The sequence below is a fragment of the Sinorhizobium sp. CB7 genome (genome assembly GCF_041357635.1).
Classification (GTDB): domain Bacteria; phylum Pseudomonadota; class Alphaproteobacteria; order Rhizobiales; family Rhizobiaceae; genus Rhizobium.
The window spans coordinates 375,468-396,480 of sequence record NZ_JAULLL010000001.1; the positions used below are offsets into that span (position 1 = coordinate 375,468).

A 21,013-nucleotide genomic window follows, 5' to 3' on the forward strand; every position below is an offset into this window, starting at 1 on the left:
GGAAACAGGGAGCCGCGGTCGATATTCCGGATAGAGCAGGGGGCATTAATTTTGCGCAGTCGCCGGACCGATGGTCGTCCCACAATCGCCGATGTCGCCCGGCTTGCCGGCGTCGGCGCAATCACCGTTTCGAGGGCGTTGCGCGATCCGTCCCAGGTTTCGGAGGCCTTGCGCAAGAGCATCGACAAGGCGGTGCGCGAACTGAACTATGTTCCCAATCTGAGCGCCCGTGCGCTTGCCTCGGTCCGAGCCGACGTCGTCGGCGTTCTGGTACCATCGCTCACCCAGAACATCTTCTCCGATGTGCTGCGGGGCGTCTATGACGGCGTCGAGGGGACCGATCTGCACATACAGATGGGCAATACGCGCTATCAGCCCGAGGAAGAGGAACGTCTGATTGCGCAGATGCTGCGGCAAAAGCCGGCGGGAATGATCGTATCGGGGACCGAGCAGAGCGAGCGATCCCGCGAAATGCTGAAAAATGCCGGCTGCCCGGTGATCCAGATCATGGACCTGACCGACGATCCGATCGACACAATTATCGGCTTTTCCCACTATGAGGCTGGAAAGGCCATGACCAGACATCTGATCGAAGCCGGATACAAGCATATCGGCTTTCTTGCCGGCTGGATGAACGGGCGTTCGCTCGGCCGCTACACGGGCTTGCGAGACACGCTGATCGAAGCGGGAATGTTCAATCCACGCCTGATGACCCCGATCGACACCGGGGAGCATGTTCCCGACGGTGTCGGTTGGGAGGCGCGCCGCTTTGCGACGGCTTTGACCGCCCGGCAGCTATTGGCGCAATTGCTCGATGCAGAGCCGAAGATGGATGCCGTCTTCTGCAATAACGACATCCTGGCGATTGGCGCCCTGTTCGAATGCGTGCAGCGCGGCGTTCGCGTGCCTGAGGACTTCGGGATCGCCGGCTTCAACGACTTTGACATCATGGAGGCTGCCCATCCATCGCTTACCAGCGTGCGCAGCCCCCGGTGGCAATCCGGCTATCAGGCCGTAATGGCCTTGCGCCGCCGTTTGAATGGCGACGACAGCGGCGATAGGATTGTCGATCTCGGGTTCGAAATCAGGAAACGCGGCAGTACGGATCGTCAGGGCTTGCTTACGCAGCAGGCGCCGACCGGAACCTGAGTACTTCCGTCCGTTGTGATCTTTGGTCACGCACGTTTTGCGTTCGTTCGCAAGGCGTTTTTGGAATAGATGCCTTTCTGATTTCGCACAAATAAGCGCCCGAACAAACTTGACGCCTTCCTTTGGTAGCGCTACCGTAGCCATGCGTTGCTCGTCGACCCATAGCTGCCGCGATCGCAAGAAAAATAAAGACTTAGCGCAGCCGGGATGCAGCGCCTCGATAAGGGAGGATCGAAGCATGGCGATTACTCGGCGTAAATTTATCGAAAATTCAGCGGCCGCCGTCGTCGGCGCCGGTCTGGCGACGAGCCTCGGAAAGGCGGCGTTCGCCCAAAGCACAGACACATTGCGAATTGCTTTTGCGGCGCGCGGATTGCGCACGATCGATCCGGCAAAATCCATCCAAGGCGTGGACAACTGGGCGATCATTCACATCCATGACAAGCTGGTCGATCTGCCGCTCTGGAAGTTCCCTGCGACCGTGGACGAACTGGTGCCGCGCCTTGCCACAAGCTGGACGTCGACTCCGGATTCCAGGTCCTGGACGCTGAAGCTGCGCCAGGGTGTGAAATTCCACAAGGGCTATGGCGAGATGACGTCGGAGGACGTCAAGTTCACCTTCGATCGCATTCGCGACGCGGTGCGCGTCGGGGGCGTGCGTCCGAAATTCGCCAATATTGCCGAAGTCGTCGCCGATGATCCCTATACCGTCACCTTCAAGCTGAGCCAGCCGGATCCTTTGTTCCTGCTCGGTGCGCTCAGCGACTATGACGGCTCGATCATGAGCAAGAAGGCAATCCTGGAAAAGGGCGAGGAGCCCATCGGCACCGATCCGATCGGGACCGGTCCCTATGTCCTCGAGACGGTGAACCAGGATCCCTCGCAGGGTGTCCTCCTGGTCGCCAATGCCGAGCACTGGGACGGCCCGCCGGCGACCCCAAAGCTGCAATGTCTTTATATTGCCGACACGACGGCGCGCACGCTGGCGATCCTTTCCGGCGATGTGCACCTGATCGAGGGCGTCCGCGCGCCCGGCTGGGCCGCCTCGATGAGCCAGCGCGAATCCGACCTTATCTTCGACGTGGTAAGCCCCGGCAGCTTCTTCACCATGCAGGTCAATGTCACGGTGAAGCCGTTCGATGATGTTCGCGTTCGCCAGGCGCTGTTCTATGCCATCGACCGAGACGAGATAACGACCGCGATCGCACCGATCAGCAAGCGCACCTATGGTCTCAATCCGCCATCCTACCCCGGCGGCTTCACGGCCGAGACCATCCCGGCGGAGGTGGCTTACAAATACGATCCGGAAAAAGCCAAGGCGCTGCTTACCGAGGCGGGCTTTCCCAACGGCTTCAGCTTCAACAACGATACCTCGCAGCGCGAGGACTTCTCCGCCATCATGCTGATGATCCAGGCGCAGCTGCGTAAGGTCGGCATCAATATGAACCTCAACATCAAGGATCATACGGCTTTCCACGCCGACCAGAATATCGGCACCAATACGCTCTCACAGCAATCCTCGGCTCTGCCGCCGGTGCCGACCCAGGCGATCGTCACCTATCTGGCAAAGGGCGCGGAGGTGCGTTCGGACGGCAATGGTGGCGCCAATATGAGCCATTACGGCGTGGCTATTCCAGGCATCGATGATCTCCTTGCGAAGGCGCTCGCCGAGCCCGATCTCGCCAAGCGCCTGGAGATCGTCCGGGAGATCGAGATCAAGGCGCTGAAGGACGCCGTAATCCTGCCGGTCTCCAACAACGGCTTCATGATCGTGCGTTCGCCCAAGGTGGACCTCGGCTATCAGGTGGTCTCCGGCTACGTCAACTGGCCGCTGACCAAGGCGAAGATCAAGGCCTGATCGGGGTGGTCATCCCTGGGGATGGCTCGGAGACAGATTTGAATTCGGTAAGCCGGCGCCGGCATCGGGCGCTGCCCGTGTCCCTTTTTCCGTGAGGTAACGCCCATGGCGCAAGTCGCTTCCATCACCGTCGTTCTGCCTTCCGGTTCCCTGTCGGAGGCGGTGCGCTGGGCCGTCGACGAATTGCGAAGCCGCCTGAAGCGACGCGGCGTTGCGGTTAGCGAAGGCGACAGGGCGGGAGAGGGCCTCTCAATCGTGGTGACCGGAACGGGATCGACTGCGTCGCCCGAAGCCCCGGCCGGCATGCCGCAGGCGGCCGAAGCTTTCGCGCTCGACCGCAGCGGCGACACCATTACCGTCTGGGCGCATGATGATCGCGGCCTCGTCTATGCGCTCACGGAACTGGCCGACCGCGTGCGTTACGCTGAAGGCGAGGATCTTTTTGCCGGCACCTTTCCGCTTATCGAGCAGCCATCGGCGCGCATCCGCAGCATGGCGCGATTGTTCTGCAGCGAGGAGGAGGACAAGGTTTGGTTCTATGACAGGCAGCAATGGCGCGATTATCTCACCATGCTTGCTTCCAACCGGTTCAACCGGTTCTCGCTGACCCTGGGCATGGGGTACAATTATCCCTACCATAATCCCTGGATCACCGACGTCTATTTCTATTTCCCCTATCCGTTCCTGATGCGGGTTCCGGGCTATGACATCGATGTGCTCGAGCTTTCCGACGAGGAACGTGACGCCAATCTCGATATGCTGAAGTTCATCGGCCGCGAGGCGGCCAGGCGCGGCCTGGAATTCCAGCTCGCGCTCTGGACGCAGCGCTACGATTTCGATGATGTGCCGCGCGCCAACTATACCGTGCGCGGCGTCACCGACGACAATCTTGCCCCCTATTGCCGGGCGGCGCTGACGCGCTTGCTGCGTGAGGTCCCCGAAATCACCGGCCTGACATTCCGCGTTCATGTCGAGGGCGGCATTGCAGAAGGCGAATACGGCTTCTGGCGCGAGGCCTTCGCGGGCGTGGCGGCTGCCGGCAGACCCGTCGAGATCGACATGCACGGCAAGGGCCTCGATCACGAAATGCTGCAGATCGCGCGCGAAACCGGCATGCCCTTTGCGGCATCGCCGAAATATCTCGCCGAGCACATGGGCCCGCCCTATCACCAGTCGGCGATCCGCAACAAGGAGTATCCGCCGGAGGTGCCGCGAAGCGAGCGCGAGCAGTTGAGCGAAGGCTCGCGCAAGTTCCTGCGCTACAGCTACGGCGACCTCTTGACCAAGGATAAGGATTACAAGGTCATCTACCGCATCTGGGCCGGCACCCAGCGCGTGCTGCTATGGGGCGATCCGGAATTCGCCGCCGGATACGGCCGCAGCTCGATGTTCGCCGGATCCGACGGTGTCGAATGGTGCGAGCCGCAGAGCTTCAAGGGCCGCATGGGCACCGGCATTCCCGGCGGCCGTTTCAATTACCAGAAGCAGGGCATGCCGACCCGCTATGACTGGCAGAAGTATGACTATCAATATCGGGTCTGGGGCCGCCGGCTCTACAATCCGGAGGCCCCGCGCGAAGGCTGGATGCGCTATCTGAAGCATGAATGCGGCGATGCGGCCGATCAATGCGAGAAGGGTCTGTCCTGGGCGAGCCGCGTGTTGCCGCTCGTCACGCTGGCCCATGGCCCTTCGGCATCGAACAACCATTACTGGCCGGAAATCTACACCAACCTGCCGCTGGTCGAAGGATCGGGCAAGCGCGCCTACGGCTTCGACATGGAAGGTCCCGTACGCTTCGGCAATGCGCCAACCTTCGATTCCGCGCTGTTTGCATCGGCGCGCGAATATGCCGAGCTGCTGCTTGCCGGAAAGGAGTCGCATCGCTACACGCCACTTGACGTCGCCGACTGGCTGGAGGCGATGGCGGACGGTTGCGAAAGCGCAGTGCTGAGCGCCAAGCGGACAGCAAGCTTTGGCTCGCCGGCGGTCCAGCGTATCGTCACCGATATCCAGATCTGCGGCGGCCTTGCGCGCTTCTTCGCCGAGCGATTCCGTGCGGCCTGCTGGGCCGAACTGTTCGTCGCCACGAAGGTTTCGGCTCTGATCGAGCCGGTGCTTGATCATGCCCGGCGTTCCGCCATGGCCTGGCAGACGATCGCCGACGTCTCTCGCGACCTCTATCACGACGATCTCACCTATGGACCGCAATCCTGGCTGCGAGGCTCCTGGCATGCGCGCCTGCCGGAAATCCAGGCGGAGATCCTCGATCTCGAATCTCTGCGTGGTGCCGGCAAGCACGAGTCCGTGCATCCGAGCACGGAGGTTCAGGCCGCCATCGATGCCCTGAAGGCGCGTCGCCCCGTGACTTCAGCCGCTCTGCGCATTGAGGCGCCAAGCAGCTTTACGGCGGGAAAGCCACTTACAATTCGTCTCGAAGAGGGCGTGGACGGTGATCCGGTGTTGTATTATCGTCATATCAATCAGGCCGAACGGTGGAAATCGGCAACGATGAACCGGGACGGCAGCGGCTATACCGTGACCATCCCCGGCGACTACACCGGTTCGAAATTTCATCTGCAGTATTTCGTCAGTTCGAGGAGGGACGGACGAGCGGTGCTGACACCGGGGTTGCAAGACAATCTTGCAAACGAGCCCTATCGCACGGTGCTGCAGAACTGAGTGCCCGGACGGCCCGCGGCCAGTCCAGTCGATCTCATGCCCGGCAGAGCCGCTGGGCATGAGGAGAAGGAGGAGACCATATGGCTCGATATTTCTTGTTCAGATTGCTGGACGCCATCCCGACCATTCTCCTGGTCCTGACGCTGGTGTTTATCGCCATGCGTATCCTCCCCGGCGATCCCGCGATTGCCGCACTCGGCGATATGGCGACCCCGGAACAGCTTGCGGCATTCCGGGAAAAAATGGGTCTCAACGTGCCGCTCTGGCATCAGTATATCAACTTCGTCATCGGCGTCTGTACGCTCGATTTCGGTAAGTCATTGATGACGAACCAGTCGGTGCTCGGCCTGATCGGCTACAATCTTCCCTACACGATTGAACTGACGATCGTCGCCATGGTGATGGGGGTCGCCGTCGGCGTGCCCTTCGGCGTGTTTGCCGCGACGAACCGCAACAAGGCACCCGATTCCGCCATGCGCGGCTTCTCGCTGATCGGCTACGCCATTCCCGACTTCTATCTCGGCGCTCTTCTCCTGATCGTCTTCTCGCTCAACCTCGGCTGGTTTCCGATCAATGGCGGCGGCACGGGCTTCATCGACCGGATGCATCACGTCTTCCTGCCGGCGCTGACGCTTGCGCTGGTCAAGGCCGCTTTCATCGGCCGCCTGACGCGCACGTCGCTGCTCGAGGTGCTCGGCAAGGATTATGTCCGCACGGCCCGCGCCAAGGGGGCGCGCGAAGGCCGCGTCATCTATCGCCACGGGCTGCGCAACGCACTCCTGCCGGTGACGACAGGACTTGGTCTCAGCATGCTTGCAACGCTCTCCGGCTCGGTTGCGATCGAGCTCGTCTTTAATCGCCCCGGCATCGGCAAGCTTCTGATCAGCGCCATCTCGGAACGCGATTACGCGGTCATTCAGGGCGGCGTTGTCGTCTTCGCCATGTTCGTGGTGCTCATCAATCTGGTGATGGACCTCGTCTACATCGTCGTCGATCCAAGAATTCGGGTGAAGTGATGACAACAACAATCGAACCGGGTTCACAGACCATCGCGGAAGACCGCCGCCTGATCCATGCGATCCAGCACGTTCTCTATGGCAGGGTTTCCACCATATTCGCGGTATTCATCGTGGTCGTCTTCGTGCTGGTTGCGGTCTTTGCGCCGCTGCTTGCGCCTTACGATCCACTGACGCAAAGCATTCTCGCCATCAATCAGGCGCCCTCGATGCAGCATTGGCTCGGCACGGACCAGTTCGGCCGGGACGTGCTGTCGCGCATGATCTACGGGTCGCGCAATTCGCTGATCTTCGGTCTGACGGCGCCAACGCTGGCGGCGATCTTCGGCACGATGCTCGGCGTTACCGCCGGATATTTCGGCGGTATCACCGATCGCATCATTTCCCGCATCATCGACCTGCTGCTGGCGTTCCCCGAACTGCTTCTCGCCATCATCATCGCTGCCGTGCTGGGCGGCGGCTTCTGGAACGTCATTGCCGTCATCACGGTCGCTTTCATTCCCGGCTTTGCCCGCGTTGCCCGTGCCTCGACGCTCGCAGTCAAGCAGGAGCCCTATGTGGAGGCCGCCGTCGCGGTTGGCGTGCGCACGCCGGTGATCATCTTTCGCCACATCATCCCGAACATCGCGGCGCCGATCATCGTCCTGATGACGCTCTGGGTCGCCTCGGCCATTCGTCTGGAAGCCTCCCTCAGCTTCCTCGGCATTGGTACCCAGCCGCCGAATCCGAGCTGGGGCAATATCATTCGTGACGGCCTCAACAATCTGTTCGGTTCGCCCTGGCCGATCATCGGCGCCGGCATCGCCATCACCTGCGTGGTGCTCGCTTTCAATCTGTTCGGCGACGCCGTGCGTGACGTACTCGATCCGGAGACGGCCCAATGAAGAACACACCGCTCCTGAAAGTGGAGAACCTTAGAGTCGAGTTCGGCTCGGTTGCCAATCCCATCCGTGTCGTGGATGGCGTGAACTTCGAGATCAATGCCGGTGGCTCGGTCGGGATCGTCGGCGAATCCGGTTCCGGCAAATCCATCACCTCGCTCGCCATCATGCGGCTGGTACCAGAGCTCTGCCGTATTTCCGAAGGCCGCATCGAATTCAACGGTGTCAATCTCCTGGATCTGCCGCTCCCCCAAATGCCTGATATTCGCGGCCGCGATATTGCAATGATCTTTCAGGAGCCGATGAGTTCGCTCAATCCGGTGATGACGATCGGCGACCAGATCGGCGAAGCCCTCAAGCTTCATGAAACGATGACCCGCGAACAGCGGCGAGCTCGCACCATCGAACTCCTGAAGCTCGTCGGCATTCCCAATCCGGAGGGCCGTCTTGACGCCTATCCGCATCAGTTCTCCGGCGGCATGCGCCAGCGTGTGATGATCGCCATGGCAGTCGCCTGCAATCCAAAGCTCCTGATCGCCGACGAACCGACGACGGCCCTCGACGTCACCATCCAGGCGCAAGTCCTGGAATTGATGCAGAAGATCCGTAGTACGCTCGATACGGCAGTCCTCTTGATTTCGCACGATCTCGGCGTGATCGCGGAGGTGTGCGAGCGGGTCATCGTCATGTATGCCGGCAGGGTGGTGGAAGATGCGGATGTCCGCTCGATCTTCCGCCATCCCAGCCACCCCTATACGCGCGGGCTGCTGCAATCCATTCCGCGGCTCAGCGACGACAATACGCGTCTTTATCAGATTCCCGGTTCCGTTCCCGTCGCGGGATCTGTCAAGGCCGGATGCCCCTTCTATGCGCGCTGTCCGCTGCGCGTCGACCGATGCGCCAGTGAGATGCCGCCGATGTTCTCCTTCGGGCCGGCGCACCGGGCCGCCTGCTGGGTTACGGCCGCAGAGGTTTCGGTTCAAGCCAGGGAGACGGTGCAATGAATGCCATCCTTCGCGCAGAAGGCATCAGCAAGGTCTTTTCCGATGGCGGAGCTCTCTCCTTCGCACAGCCCAAGGATGGGGTAAGGGCGGTCGACGAGGTGACGTTCGAGATCCTCAAGGGTGAGACCCTGGCGCTGGTCGGCGAATCGGGCTGCGGCAAGTCGACGCTCGGCCGCCTGCTGCTGCGGCTTATCGAGCCCAGCGAAGGACGCGTCGTCTTCGAGGGCACGGATCTGACCTCGCTTTCCTCCGAGAAGATGCGTGCGATGCGGCGCAAGGTCCAGATGATCTTCCAGGATCCCTTCGGTTCGCTCAGCCCGAGGCGTTCGATTGCGGAAATCATCAGCGAACCGCTCGATGCCTTCGGGCTCGTACGCTCGAAGAAGGAGCGACGGGAAAGGGTTGCGGACCTGCTCACGCAGGTCGGGCTGCCGCCGAGCTACATGGACCGCTACCCGCGCCAGTTCTCCGGCGGTCAGCGCCAGCGCATCGGCATTGCGCGTGCGATCTCACTCGAGCCCGGCTTTATCGTCGCCGACGAACCCGTCTCCGCGCTCGACGTCTCCGTCCAGGCACAGATCATCAACCTGATGCAGGACCTCCAGGAGAAAAAGGGATTTTCCTTCCTGTTCATCGCCCATGACCTGGCGGTCGTGCGCCATATCGCCGATCGTGTCGCCGTCATGTACCTCGGGCGCATCGTCGAGATCGGGCCGAAGAAGGCTGTCTATTCGATGCCGCAGCATCCCTATACGCAGGCGTTGCTGTCGGCAGCACCCGAGCCCGATCCCGACCGCAAGAGCAGGCGGATCGTTCTGGAAGGCGATGTGCCGAGCCCGTCGCGCATCCCGCCCGGCTGCAGTTTCCATACACGTTGTCCGATCGCCCAGGATGTCTGCAAAATCGACCGGCCACCGTTGCGCGAGGTGTCCGCAGGCCAGTTTGCCGCCTGCCATTTCGCAAAGCCCAATCCGATCCCGCTCCCGGCCTGATTTCTTGGCGGGAACTCAGATCCGCGATACGGCGTGGAGGGGCGCCTGTCCGAGAAAGGCGGGCGCGTTCCTGCGCACGGCTTCCGTCAGGAAATCGATGATGATGCGCACGCGCGGCACATGCCTGAGGTCGCGATGGCAGGTGATCCAATAGTGGCGCTCGAGGTCGACTTCGTTCGGCAGCACCATCTGCAGTTCAGGATAACGGTTGGCGAAGAAGTAGGGCAGAACGCAGAGGCCGAGGCCGTTCCGCGTGGCGGTCAACTGCGCGAAGATGCTGGAGCTTTGAAATTGCGGCTTGATGCGGGGATGGATGTCGTCGAGATAGTCTAGTCCGGGCGCAAAGATCATGTCCTGGATATAGCCGATGAAGACATGGTTCAGGAGATCGTCACGGCAGGTGATCGGCGGGTTGCGCGCGAGATAGTCCCGTGAGCCATAGACCTGCAGATGATAATTGGTCAGCTTCTCCGAGAAATAGGGTCCCGCTTTCGGCGGATCGAGGACGACGGCGAGATCGGCCTCCTTGCGCGAGAGAGACATGATCTGCTGGATCGTCACCAGTTCCAGAGAGATGTTGGGATGGCGCAGATGGAAATCCTGCAGGATCGGAGCGAAGAAGAAATTGGCAAAGCCCTCGGGTGCGCTGATGCGCACGACACCGCGCTGGGCCATGGCGCCAGCGGCAAGATCAGCTTGCAACCGCTCGGTCTCCTGCTCCATTTTCTCGGCCGTATCGACGAAGCGTTGGCCCATGCTGGTCAGCACATACCCGCGCGGATTGCGTTCGAAGAGCTTCACCTTGAGGGCGAATTCGAGCCGGTCGATCCGGCGTGCGACGGTCGCGTGGCTGGTCCGCAATTGCCGCGCAGCGGTCGAAAGCTGTCCTGATCGCGCCACGGCCAGAAAGAATTGCAGATCGTCCCAGGTGAAATGCAGTTGATGGGTCATCGGCTTTCTCTGTTCAAAAATGAACAGATACTGTTTGGAATTAATTGTAAACTCCCCTTGCACCTGCGTCTAATTTCCGTGATCGTAGGGAGTGGAGCAGCCGTTTTGAGGAGAACGGCTCATCAATTTTGAACAGACCCGCAATCTGGCCAGTCTCTGGGAGGAGATAATATGCGAAAGAGTTTCATTGCGTCGCTTGCAGTCCTGCTTGCAAGCAGCACGGCGGTGCTTGCCGATGGCGCATCCGACGGCAAGGTGAAGATCGGAATTCTGAACGACCAGTCCGGCGTCTATGCCGATTTCGGCGGGAAATCCTCCGTCGAGGCTGCCAAGATGGCGGTCGAGGATTTCGGCGGCAAGGTGCTGGGCGTTCCGATCGAGATCGTCGACGCCGACCATCAGAACAAGCCGGACATCGCCTCCAACATTGCTCGGCAATGGTATGATACGGAACAGGTCGACGCCATCATGGAGCTGACGACCTCGTCGGTAGCGCTCGCCGTTCAGGCGATCGCCAAGGAAAAAAAGAAGATCGATATCGTCACGGGTGCGGCGACGACGGAACTCACCGGCAAGCAGTGCTCCCCCTACGGGTTCCACTGGGCCTATGACACGCACGCGCTTGCGGTCGGCACCGGCGGCGCCCTCGTCAAGCAGGGCGGCGACAGCTGGTTCTTCCTGACGGCGGACTATGCCTTCGGCTATTCGCTGGAGCAGCAGACGAGCGACTTCGTCAAGGCGAACGGCGGCACGATCGTCGGCTCGGTTCGCCATCCGCTGTCGACCAATGATTTCTCATCCTTCCTGCTCCAGGCGCAGTCATCGGGTGCCAAGGTCATCGGTCTTGCCAATGCCGGTCTCGATACCTCCAACGCCATCAAGCAGGCGTCCGAATTCGGAATCACCCAGGGCGGACAGCATCTTGCGGCATTGCTCTTCACGCTTGCCGAAGTGCATGGTCTCGGCCTGCAGGCGGCCCAGGGCCTGACGCTGACCGAAGGCTATTACTGGAACCGCGACGATGAAAGCCGCAAGTTCGGCGAGCGCTTCCACGAGCGGACCGGCAAGATGCCGAACATGGTCCATGCCGGCACCTATTCCGCCGTGATGCAATATCTGAAGGCTATCCAGAAGGCCGGCACCGACGATACGGAAGCCGTTGCCAAGGAACTGCATCAGATGCCGGTCGATGACTTTTTCGCCCAGAGCGGCACCGTCGGGCCAAACGGTCGCATGATTCACGACATGTATCTCCTCCAGGTGAAGAAGCCCGAGGAAAGCAAAAAGGATTGGGACTATTTCAACGTGCTGGCGACGATTCCCGGCAAGGAAGCCTATATCGATCCCGCCAAGAGCGGCTGCGATCTGGTGAAGTCGTAACGGTCGCGGAAAGAGGCGATGTCGGCCTTCCCGATGCAGACTGATAATACGCCGCGGGTGGTGCTTTCCGCCCGCGGTCTCCGCCGCGATTTCGGTGGCTTCACGGCGGTGAAGAATGTCGATCTCGATGTCCACCATGCCAGCGTCCACGCGCTGATCGGGCCGAACGGCGCGGGCAAGACGACGGTCTTCAATCTGCTGACCAAGTTCCTGCAGCCGACCCATGGCACGATCGAGCTGCTCGGCACGGACATTACCAACACGCCGCCGGACAAGGTGGCCCGCATGGGGCTCGTGCGTTCGTTTCAGATTTCGGCGGTCTTTCCGCATCTGAGCGTGCTCGACAATATCCGCGTCGCGCTCCAGCGGCCGAACAATCTCGCCCATCAGTTCTGGCGGCCGCTTTCGGCCCTCGACAGCCTCAACCACAGGGCCGATGAACTCCTTGCTGCCGTCGGTCTGATGAAGGAGCGCAATACGATAGCCGCCGATCTGTCATACGGCCGCAAGCGGGTCCTGGAAATCGCCACGACGCTGGCGCTGGACCCCAAGGTCCTGCTTCTCGACGAGCCGATGGCCGGGATGGGGCAGGAGGATGTCAGCGTCGTCTCCGAGATCATCCGCAACGTCGCCCGCGATCGGGCCGTGTTGATGGTCGAACACAATCTTTCGGTCGTCGCCAATATCTGTCACCATGTCACCGTGCTCCAGCGCGGTGAAATCCTGGCGGAAGGCGACTATGCGGCCGTCAGCCAGGATTCGCGTGTGCGCGAGGCTTACATGGGTTCGGAGGAGGCCTGATGAGCACGCTTCTGGATATCAAGGGCCTCAACGCCTGGTACGGCGAAAGTCATGTTCTCCACGGCATCGACATGGCGGTCGGCGAGGGCGAGACGATCACGATCCTCGGGCGCAACGGCGTCGGCAAGACGACGACGCTGCGCACGATCGTCGGCATCGTGCGCGCCCGCAAGGGAAGGATCCATTTCGGCGGAACCGACATGATGCATGTGCCGTTGCACAAGACAGCGCATCGAGGCATTGGCTTCGTGCCGGAAGAGCGCGGTATCTTCTCGAGTCTCTCCGTCTCCGAAAACCTGATGCTGCCGCCGGTCGTTGCCAATGGCGGCATGACGATCGATGAAATCTACGAGCTCTTTCCCAACCTCTATGAACGACGCAACAGCGCCGGCACCAAGCTTTCCGGTGGAGAGCAGCAGATGCTCGCCATCGCCCGCATCCTTCGCACGGGGGTGCGCATGCTCCTTCTGGACGAGCCGACGGAAGGGCTTGCGCCCGTCATCGTCCAGCGCATCGGCGAGGTGCTGAAGAAACTTAGGGAGCGCGGCATGACGATCCTTCTCGTCGAGCAGAATTTTCGCTTTGCCAGCCGCATCGCAGATCGCTTCTATCTCATGGATCACGGCAAGATGGTCGCGGAATTTCCGGTCCGAGAATTGCCGCAGCGGATGGATATGCTGCACAGGGTTCTGGGGGTCTGACGTCATGACGATGATTTTCGGCATTCCCGTACAGGCGCTCCTCGGCCAGCTTCTGATCGGGCTGATCAACGGCTCCTTCTATGCGCTGCTGAGCCTCGGCCTCGCCATCATTTTCGGCCTGTTGCGTGTCATCAATTTCGCCCACGGCGCCCAATACATGCTCGGCGCTTTCGTCGCTTATCTGCTGCTTGCCTATCTCGGGATCGGCTACTGGCCGTCGCTGATCCTGGCGCCTGTCATCGTCGGCCTGCTCGGGGCGATCGTCGAGAGGCTTTTCCTGCGGCGGCTCTACGATCTCGACCCGCTCTACGGGCTGCTTTTTACCTTCGGACTGGCGCTCGCGGTCGAAGGTACGTTCCGCTATGTCTATGGCTCTTCCGGTCAGCCCTATGCGACACCGCCGGCCCTTACAGGCGGGGCGAACCTCGGCTTCATGTTCCTGCCGATCTATCGCGGCTGGGTGGTTGTCGTCTCGCTGGTCGTCTGCATCGGAACCTGGCTGCTGATCGAGAAGACCAAGCTCGGCGCCTACCTGCGCGCCGCGACCGAAAATACGGTCCTCGTACAGGCCTTCGGCGTCAACGTGCCGGTGCTCCTGACCTTGACCTATGCGCTCGGCGCCGGCCTTGCTGCCTTCGCCGGCGTGCTGGCCGCACCGATCTACCAGGTCTCGCCGCTGATGGGATCGAACATCATCATCGTCGTCTTCGCGGTGGTCGTCGTCGGCGGCATGGGCTCGATCATGGGTGCGATCATAACCGGCTATGTGCTCGGCGTCGCGGAAGGCCTCACCAAGGTCTTTTATCCGGAAGCCTCGAACATCGTGATCTTCGTCATCATGGCAATCGTGCTTCTCATCAGGCCCGCGGGCCTCTTCGGCCGGGACGCGTGACATGGCAAACATAACCGATACGCTCAGAACCGAGAAAAGCCGCACTGCCGTGTCGGTGCAGGCGGGTTTTCTGACAATTGGGCTGCTGCTTCTGCTGCTTGCGCCGTTTTTCTTCTACCCGATCTTCCTGATGAAGCTGCTCTGCTTCGCACTCTTTGCCTGCGCCTTCAATCTGCTGCTCGGCTATACCGGCCTGCTCTCGTTCGGCCATGCGACCTTCTTCGGCGGTGCGGCCTATTTCACAGCCTACACGGTCAAGGAATGGGGCCTGCCGCCCGAACTCGGCATCGTCGTCGGCGTTGCCGGAGCTGCCTTCCTCGGCTTGGTCATGGGGTTTTTCGCGATCCGTCGCCAGGGCATCTATTTCGCCATGATTACGCTGGCGCTTGCGCAGATGTTCTTCTTCTTCTGCCTGCAGGCCGAATTCACACATGGCGAGGACGGCATCCAGTCGGTCCCGCGCGGTCATCTCTTCGGCTTCATCGACCTGAACAGCTCAACTAACATGTATTATTTCGTGCTGGCGGTCTTCGTCATCGGCGTGCTGATCATCTGGCGCTTCATCAACTCGCCCTTCGGCATGATCCTGAAATCGATCCGTGAAAACGAGGCTCGGGCGACCTCGCTCGGCTATTCAGTGGCGCGTTATAAACTCGGCGCATTCGTCATGTCGGCAGCGCTTGCCGGTCTTGCCGGTGCGGTCAAATCGCTCGTCTTCCAGTTCGCCACGCTGACGGACGTCGCCTGGCAGATGTCGGGCGAGGTGATCCTGATGACGCTGCTCGGCGGCATCGGAACGCTGATCGGGCCGCTTTTCGGCGCAGGGCTCGTGGTCGTCCTGGAGAATTATCTCGCCACATCCGAGTTTCCGGTCACCATCATCACCGGCATCGTCTTCATGATCTGCGTGCTGATCTTCCGGCGCGGTATCATCGGCGAGTTCTACGCCTCGCGATTGGGACGAAAGCTGGGTTTTGATTATCGCCGCTAAGCGGCTCGCCATTGAGGCCGGACGGAGGCTCCACCCGGCCCTCAAGACTTGAACCTTCGGGAGATCGACCTGCGCAGCAAGTGCTTCGCGTAAGTCTCGTCGCGGAGTGGAGAATGGATCGTTACGACTATATCATCATCGGTGCGGGCAGCGCCGGCTGCGTGCTCGCCAACAGGCTTTCCGAGGACCGCAACAACCGCGTGCTACTTCTGGAAGCGGGCGGTCGCGACAATTACCACTGGATCCATATCCCCGTCGGTTATCTCTACTGCATCAACAATCCGCGCACCGACTGGTGCTTTACCACCGCGCCGGAAAAGGGGCTGAACGGCCGATCGCTGAACTATCCGCGGGGAAAAGTGCTCGGCGGCTGCTCCTCGATTAACGGCATGATCTACATGCGCGGGCAGGCACGTGATTACGATCTCTGGCGGCAGATGGGATGCAACGGCTGGAGTTGGGACGAACTGCTGCCCTTTTTCCGAAAATCAGAGGACTACTACAAGGGCGAGGACGAGATGCACGGTGCCGGCGGCGAATGGCGGGTCGAGAAGGCGCGCGTGCGCTGGGCTGTGCTCGATGCCTTTCAGGCGGCGGCGAAGGAAGCCGGCATCCCGGAGACCGCTGATTTCAACCGCGGCAACAATGAGGGTTCCGGCTATTTCGACGTCAACCAGCGCTCCGGCATTCGCTGGAATACGGTCAAAGCCTTTCTCCGGCCGGCGAAGAAACGGAGCAATCTGACGGTGCTGACCAAGGCGCAGGCGCGCCGGCTGCTGATCGAGGAAGGCGCTGTCGTCGGCGTGGAATTCCAGCACGACGGTACGGCGAAACGCGCCTACGCCAGCAAGGAGACCGTTCTATCTGCCGGCGCGATTGGTTCGCCGCATATATTGCAGCTTTCAGGTATCGGCCGCGGCGACGTTCTCCGGGAGGCGGGCATCGATGTGACAGCAGAAGCAAAGGGCGTCGGCGAAAACCTTCAGGATCACCTGCAACTCCGCCTTGCCTATAAGGTGACAGGCGTGCCGACCCTGAACGAGAAGGCGACGCGGCTGATCGGCAAGGCGGCGATCGGCCTCGAGTATCTGGTCCGCCGATCGGGCCCGATGGCCATGGCGCCGAGCCAGCTCGGCATCTTCACCCGTTCGGGTCCGGACAAGGAGACGCCGGACCTGCAATATCATGTGCAGCCGGTGTCGCTCGATAAATTCGGCGATCCCGTGCATCCCTTCCCGGCGATTACGGCGAGCGTCTGCAACTTGCGGCCGGAAAGTCGCGGCTCGGTTCATGTGAGCAGCCCGGATTTCGCCGCGCAGCCGATCATCAGCCCCAACTATCTCTCGACCCAACGCGACCGCGATATCGCCGTGCGCGCGATCCGCCTGACGCGCAGGATCGTGGCGCAGCCTTCCTTTGCCCGCTTCAGGCCGGAGGAATTCAAGCCCGGTCCCACCTATCAGAGTGACGCCGATCTAGAGCGGGCGGCCGGCGACATTGGCACCACGATCTTCCATCCGGTCGGCACCTGCCGCATGGGCGGCGATAAGGACAGCGTCGTTGATCCGCGTCTGAAGCTCAGGGCACTTTCGAAGCTTCGCATTGCGGATGCCTCGGTCATGCCGTCGATCACGTCGGGCAATACCAACTCACCGACCATCATGATCGCCGAGAAAGCGGCGGCGATGATCCTGACGGACAACAGATGAAATGGGAGGATAGAAGCATGGCAGGGATTGCATTTATCGGATTGGGCAATATGGGCGGGCCGATGGCCGCCAATCTCGTCAAAGCCGGCTTCGACGTCACCGGTTTCGATCTGGCTGCGCCGGTCCTGAAGGCGGCGGAAGCAACCGGAGTAAAACCGGCGAGCGTTCTCAGCCAGGCGATCGCGGATGCTGAAACCATCGTGACGATGTTGCCGCAGGGCAAGCACGTGCTGACGGTCTGGAGCGATATCCTGCGCTCGGCCCCCCATGAGACGCTGATCATCGATTGCTCCACGATCGATGTCGAGAGCGCGCGCAAAGCGCATGAGATGGCAAAGGCCAGCGGATGCCTGTCGCTCGACGCGCCGGTCTCCGGCGGTACCGGGGGAGCCGCCGCCGGCACGCTGACGTTCATGGCGGGCGGTTCGGACGAGAGCTTTGCCCGGGCAAAACCGATCCTCGAGGCGATGGGCAAGAGGATCGTCCATTGTGGCGAAGCCGGCGCCGGGCAGGCGGCCAAGATCTGCAACAACATGATCCTTGGCGTATCGATGATCGGGGTCTGCGAGGCCTTCGTGCTCGCCGAAAAGCTTGGCCTTTCGCATCAGGCTCTCTTCGATGTTGCCTCGACCTCATCGGGCCAATGCTGGTCGATCAACACCTATTGCCCCGTGCCTGGGCCGGTTCCGACCTCACCCGCCAACAGCGGCTACAGGCCGGGCTTCGCGGCGGCGCTGATGCTCAAGGATCTGCGGCTGGCGCAGGAGGCAGCGCTTGCAAGCGGCGCCTCGACACCCCTTGGTGCGGAGGCCGCACAGCTCTATTCCCTCTTTGAAAAACAGGGAAATGGCGGCCGTGACTTTTCGGCGATCATCGAGATGTTTCGGGAGCAGACATCGGGCTGAGGTTGGATTATGGTCGGCGCCATCCCGTTTAAAGCCATGACCGAATTGGCCGTGGCCGACCCCATGGCAGGTTCCTATGCATCTTACCGTCGCCCAGCGACTGGCACGTCTCAAGGTCCGCGTCGCAGAGCTTCTCCATTGGCGAAACCGCGCCATCCATCCCATTGGCGGATGGACCTTCGACGGCGAGCCCATCGCGCTCGGAGAGCCATGGCCGCGCAGCAAGGGCGTTGTGCATTTCTCGGCCTGGACCGAGTTGCCGGCCAACTGGCCGCACGAGGAGGCGAGACTGCAGCTCGATCTCGGCGGCGAGAGTCTGATTACGCTTTCCTATGCCGACGGCCGGGCGGAAACCTTCGGTCTCGATCCTTATCACCAGGAATTTCCGCTGAAGGAACGGGCTTTCCTGATCACCAGCGAGAGCGTCGCCCGCTTCCCCTTCGGTGAACCCAATCGCGCGCCGAGGCTCAACCGTGCCCGGCTCGCCTGGCTCGACCAGCCGGTTCACCGGCTGCATCTCCTGCTCACCCAGATCATCGAAGCTGTCGAAGCCCTTGGCGACCATGAGGTCGTGCCGCACCTGCTCACCGCCGCCGAGAAGGCGCTTTATAGCCTCGACTGGCCGTCGGCGACCGCCGGCTATGTCTCACGCACTGCGGAGAGCGAAACCCAGCAGAAGATCTGGGAGTTGCCGGAGCTCGTGGAAAATCCCCCTGCGTTAACCGAAGAGGAGCGTGCGAGCGTCGTTGCCGTCCATGCGAGGCTTTCGGCGCGATTGCGGGAATTGAAAGCGGACTACCCGCCGCAGGGCGAATTGCTGCTGACTGGTCACGCCCATATCGATCTCGCCTGGCTCTGGCCCTACGACGAGACGCGCCGCAAGACCCGCCGCACCTTCCATACGGCGCTCTCGCTGATGGAACGGTCGGAGGATTTCCGGTTCAATCAGTCGACCGCGCATTATTACGCGCAGATCGAGGAGGACGATCCGGCGCTCTTTGCCCGCATCAAGGAGAACGTGGCCGCCGGCAAGTGGGAAACCATCGGCGGCATGTGGATCGAGCCCGACACGATCATGCCAACGGGTGAAAGCCTCGTGCGCCAGATCCTCTACGGCCAGCGCTATTTCGAGAGGACCTTCGGAGCGCGTCATACCGTCTGCTGGCTGCCGGACTGCTTCGGCTTTTCCGGCGCCTTGCCGCAGCTCCTGCGTCAGGGTGGCATCGAGAGCTTTTTCACCATCAAGGTCAACTGGAGCGAAACCAATCGTTTTCCCTATGATCTCTTCTGGTGGGAAGGGCTCGATGGCAGCCGTGTGCTGACCCATACCTTCGACAATCCGATGCAGGGCTATAACGGTTTCGTGCGGGCGGACTGCTATTTGCCCACCTGGAAGAATTTCCGTGCAAAGACGCTGCACAGGACGTCGCTGCTTGCCGTCGGCTATGGCGACGGCGGTGGCGGCGTTACCCCGGAAATGGTCGAGCGCGAGGTGCAGCTTCGTGATTTTCCCGCAATTCCGCAGGCTCGCTGGGGCAGGGTGTCGGATTTCTTCGCTGCCGCCCATAAAACGGCCAAGCGGGAGCGGCTTCCGACCTGGTCCGGCGAAATCTATCTGGAACTGCACCGCGCGACGCTGACGACACAGAGCGGTGTGAAGCGCGAGCATCGCAAGGCGGAGCGGGCGTTGATCACGGCAGAGACATTGGCCTCGATGGCCCACCTTCTCGGCGCCCAGGCGCCGCGAAATCTCGAAGCCGATTGGCGTGTCGTCCTGAAGAACGAATTCCACGACATTCTGCCAGGATCGGGCGTGCGCGAAGTTTATCAGGATGCCGAGCGTGAGCTTGGCGAGGTGATCGCCTATGGCGGTGCCGAACAGCGGGCTGCCATGGCACGTATCGCAGCGCAGCTCGATAAAGGGCCGATCGCTGACGCCCTTGTCGTCGCCAATCCGACCCTGGCCGCGCGGCCATTGTGCGTCGGGTTCAATGATGGCAGCCAGATCGCGACTGCCGACATCGTGCCGCCGCTTTCCGTCGCCGTCTTCGATCTGTCGGCTTTGAGGCCGGCCGCCGCCTTGTCGGCAAGTCCGACCCGGCTCGAGAACGATCACCTCGCGATCACGGTCGGCGCCGACGGGACATTGACCAGCCTCATCCACAAGAAGACGGGCAGGGAGGCGCTATCGGAACCCGCCAACCAGCTCTGGGTCTACACAGCTGACAAACCCAGAAAGTGGGACGCCTGGGATATCGATGCCGACTACGCGGAAAAGGGTAGACAGCTTGCCGCCGAAAGCGTGGAGGTCGCCGAAGACGGGCCGCATCGGGCTGCTATCAGGGTGCGCTATCGCCATCGCGATTCGACGGTGACGCAGCTCTATGTGCTGACGGCGAATGCCAGACGCCTCGACGTCGAGACCCATATCGACTGGCATGATCGCCGCACATTGTTGCGCAGTCTCAATCCCGTGGCTGTCCGGTCGAGAATGGCGACCTTCGAATGCGCCTATGGGGTGGTTAATCGCCCGACGCACACGAATACGTCCTGGGATGCCGCGATGTTCGAGGCGGTGGCCCATCGTTTCATGGATATCAGCGAACCGGACTTTGGCGTGGCGCTGCTCAATAATGCCAAATACGGCCACAGCGTGCGTGGCGACGTGCTCGGCATCAGCCTGGTGCGCGGACCGATCTATCCCGATCCGCTTGCCGATGAGGGCGAACAGGCCTTCACCTATGCGCTGATGCCGCATGCCGGGAGCTGGTATGAGGGCGGCGTGCGGGAAGAGGCGGAAGCGCTGAACCAGCCGCTGGTGGCGATCACCGGCACGGACCTCGCCCCCGGCATCGTCACGCCGCTGGCCATTTCCGGAACGCCGGTGGCGCTCTCGACCATCAAACCGGCGGAGGAAGGCGAGGGATTGATCTTGCGGCTCTATGAGCCGGCCGGCCGGCGCGGAGCGCTTGCCATCAGGCCACCGGTCGGATGGCGGCTGGGCGAGGCGGTCAATCTCATGGAGGAACCGGCGGAGAGAGCCGCCGGTCAGGATATCATGCCTTTCGAGGTGCGGAGCTGGAAGCTCGTTCGCAGTTAAGCTG

At 61.4% G+C, this 21,013-nt stretch carries 16 protein-coding genes; 15 read left to right on the plus strand and 1 reads right to left on the minus strand.

All coding sequences use genetic code 11. The features are described from left to right. Positions 1–51 precede the first annotated feature (51 nt). The 7 genes from AAE029_RS01740 (at position 52) to AAE029_RS01770 (ending at position 9,579) form a co-directional block, all read left to right on the plus strand. The gene (locus tag AAE029_RS01740) at positions 52–1,149 is read left to right on the plus strand and encodes a LacI family DNA-binding transcriptional regulator (RefSeq protein WP_371071059.1); all 1,098 of its coding nucleotides are present in this window, start codon (positions 52–54) and stop codon (positions 1,147–1,149) included. A 238-nt stretch (positions 1,150–1,387) separates the two neighbouring features. Next, a complete protein-coding gene (locus tag AAE029_RS01745; RefSeq protein WP_371071060.1) occupies positions 1,388–3,007 on the plus strand; it encodes an ABC transporter substrate-binding protein in 1,620 nt (539 codons plus the stop codon). Positions 3,008–3,112: 105 nt separating this feature from the next. Next, a complete protein-coding gene (locus tag AAE029_RS01750) occupies positions 3,113–5,686 on the plus strand; it encodes a hypothetical protein (protein ID WP_371071061.1) in 2,574 nt (857 codons plus the stop codon). 80 nt (positions 5,687–5,766) lie between these two features. Then, on the plus strand, positions 5,767–6,702 hold the full coding sequence (locus AAE029_RS01755) for an ABC transporter permease (RefSeq protein WP_371071062.1): 936 nt from the start codon (positions 5,767–5,769) through the stop codon (positions 6,700–6,702). Next, positions 6,702–7,586, plus strand: a complete 885-nt coding sequence (locus AAE029_RS01760; protein ID WP_371071063.1) for an ABC transporter permease — start codon at positions 6,702–6,704, stop codon at positions 7,584–7,586. The genes AAE029_RS01755 and AAE029_RS01760 overlap by 1 nt, the downstream gene beginning before the upstream one ends. Continuing rightward, a complete protein-coding gene (locus AAE029_RS01765) occupies positions 7,583–8,587 on the plus strand; it encodes an ABC transporter ATP-binding protein (RefSeq protein ID WP_371071064.1) in 1,005 nt (334 codons plus the stop codon). Before AAE029_RS01760 ends, AAE029_RS01765 begins: the two co-directional genes overlap by 4 nt. Beyond that, entirely contained in the window at positions 8,584–9,579 is a 996-nt protein-coding gene (locus AAE029_RS01770) for an ABC transporter ATP-binding protein (RefSeq protein ID WP_371071065.1), read from the plus strand. Before AAE029_RS01765 ends, AAE029_RS01770 begins: the two co-directional genes overlap by 4 nt. Positions 9,580–9,594: 15 nt before the next feature. Here the strand turns inward: AAE029_RS01770 and AAE029_RS01775 are convergent, their stop codons facing one another. Beyond that, the gene (locus AAE029_RS01775; RefSeq protein ID WP_371071066.1) at positions 9,595–10,530 is read right to left on the minus strand and encodes a LysR family transcriptional regulator; all 936 of its coding nucleotides are present in this window, start codon (positions 10,528–10,530) and stop codon (positions 9,595–9,597) included. A 171-nt stretch (positions 10,531–10,701) separates the two neighbouring features. Here AAE029_RS01775 and AAE029_RS01780 point away from each other — a divergent pair, with 171 nt between their 5' ends. From AAE029_RS01780 to AAE029_RS01815, 8 genes are all read left to right on the plus strand, one after another. Continuing rightward, positions 10,702–11,910, plus strand: a complete 1,209-nt coding sequence (locus AAE029_RS01780) for an ABC transporter substrate-binding protein (RefSeq protein ID WP_371071067.1) — start codon at positions 10,702–10,704, stop codon at positions 11,908–11,910. A gap of 18 nt (positions 11,911–11,928) precedes the next feature. Then, positions 11,929–12,711 (plus strand): ABC transporter ATP-binding protein, encoded by a 783-nt coding sequence (locus AAE029_RS01785; RefSeq protein ID WP_371071068.1) that lies wholly within the window; start codon positions 11,929–11,931, stop codon positions 12,709–12,711. Next, positions 12,711–13,412 carry an ABC transporter ATP-binding protein gene (locus AAE029_RS01790; RefSeq protein WP_371071069.1) on the plus strand — a complete coding sequence of 234 codons (702 nt, stop codon included), beginning with the start codon at positions 12,711–12,713 and terminating at the stop codon, positions 13,410–13,412. Before AAE029_RS01785 ends, AAE029_RS01790 begins: the two co-directional genes overlap by 1 nt. A 4-nt stretch (positions 13,413–13,416) precedes the next feature. Continuing rightward, complete coding sequence (locus AAE029_RS01795; RefSeq protein ID WP_371071070.1) at positions 13,417–14,304, plus strand: branched-chain amino acid ABC transporter permease; 888 nt, start codon at positions 13,417–13,419, stop codon at positions 14,302–14,304. A gap of 1 nt (position 14,305) precedes the next feature. Next, positions 14,306–15,295, plus strand: coding sequence for a branched-chain amino acid ABC transporter permease (locus AAE029_RS01800; RefSeq protein ID WP_371071071.1), 990 nt, complete (start codon positions 14,306–14,308; stop codon positions 15,293–15,295). A 113-nt stretch (positions 15,296–15,408) separates the two neighbouring features. After that, positions 15,409–17,004, plus strand: a complete 1,596-nt coding sequence (locus tag AAE029_RS01805; RefSeq protein ID WP_371071072.1) for a GMC family oxidoreductase — start codon at positions 15,409–15,411, stop codon at positions 17,002–17,004. 17 nt (positions 17,005–17,021) lie between these two features. Further along, positions 17,022–17,909, plus strand: coding sequence for a 3-hydroxyisobutyrate dehydrogenase (gene mmsB, locus AAE029_RS01810; RefSeq protein WP_371071073.1), 888 nt, complete (start codon positions 17,022–17,024; stop codon positions 17,907–17,909). Positions 17,910–17,985: 76 nt separating this feature from the next. Continuing rightward, a complete protein-coding gene (locus tag AAE029_RS01815) occupies positions 17,986–21,009 on the plus strand; it encodes a glycoside hydrolase family 38 C-terminal domain-containing protein (protein ID WP_371071074.1) in 3,024 nt (1,007 codons plus the stop codon). Positions 21,010–21,013 lie beyond the last annotated feature (4 nt).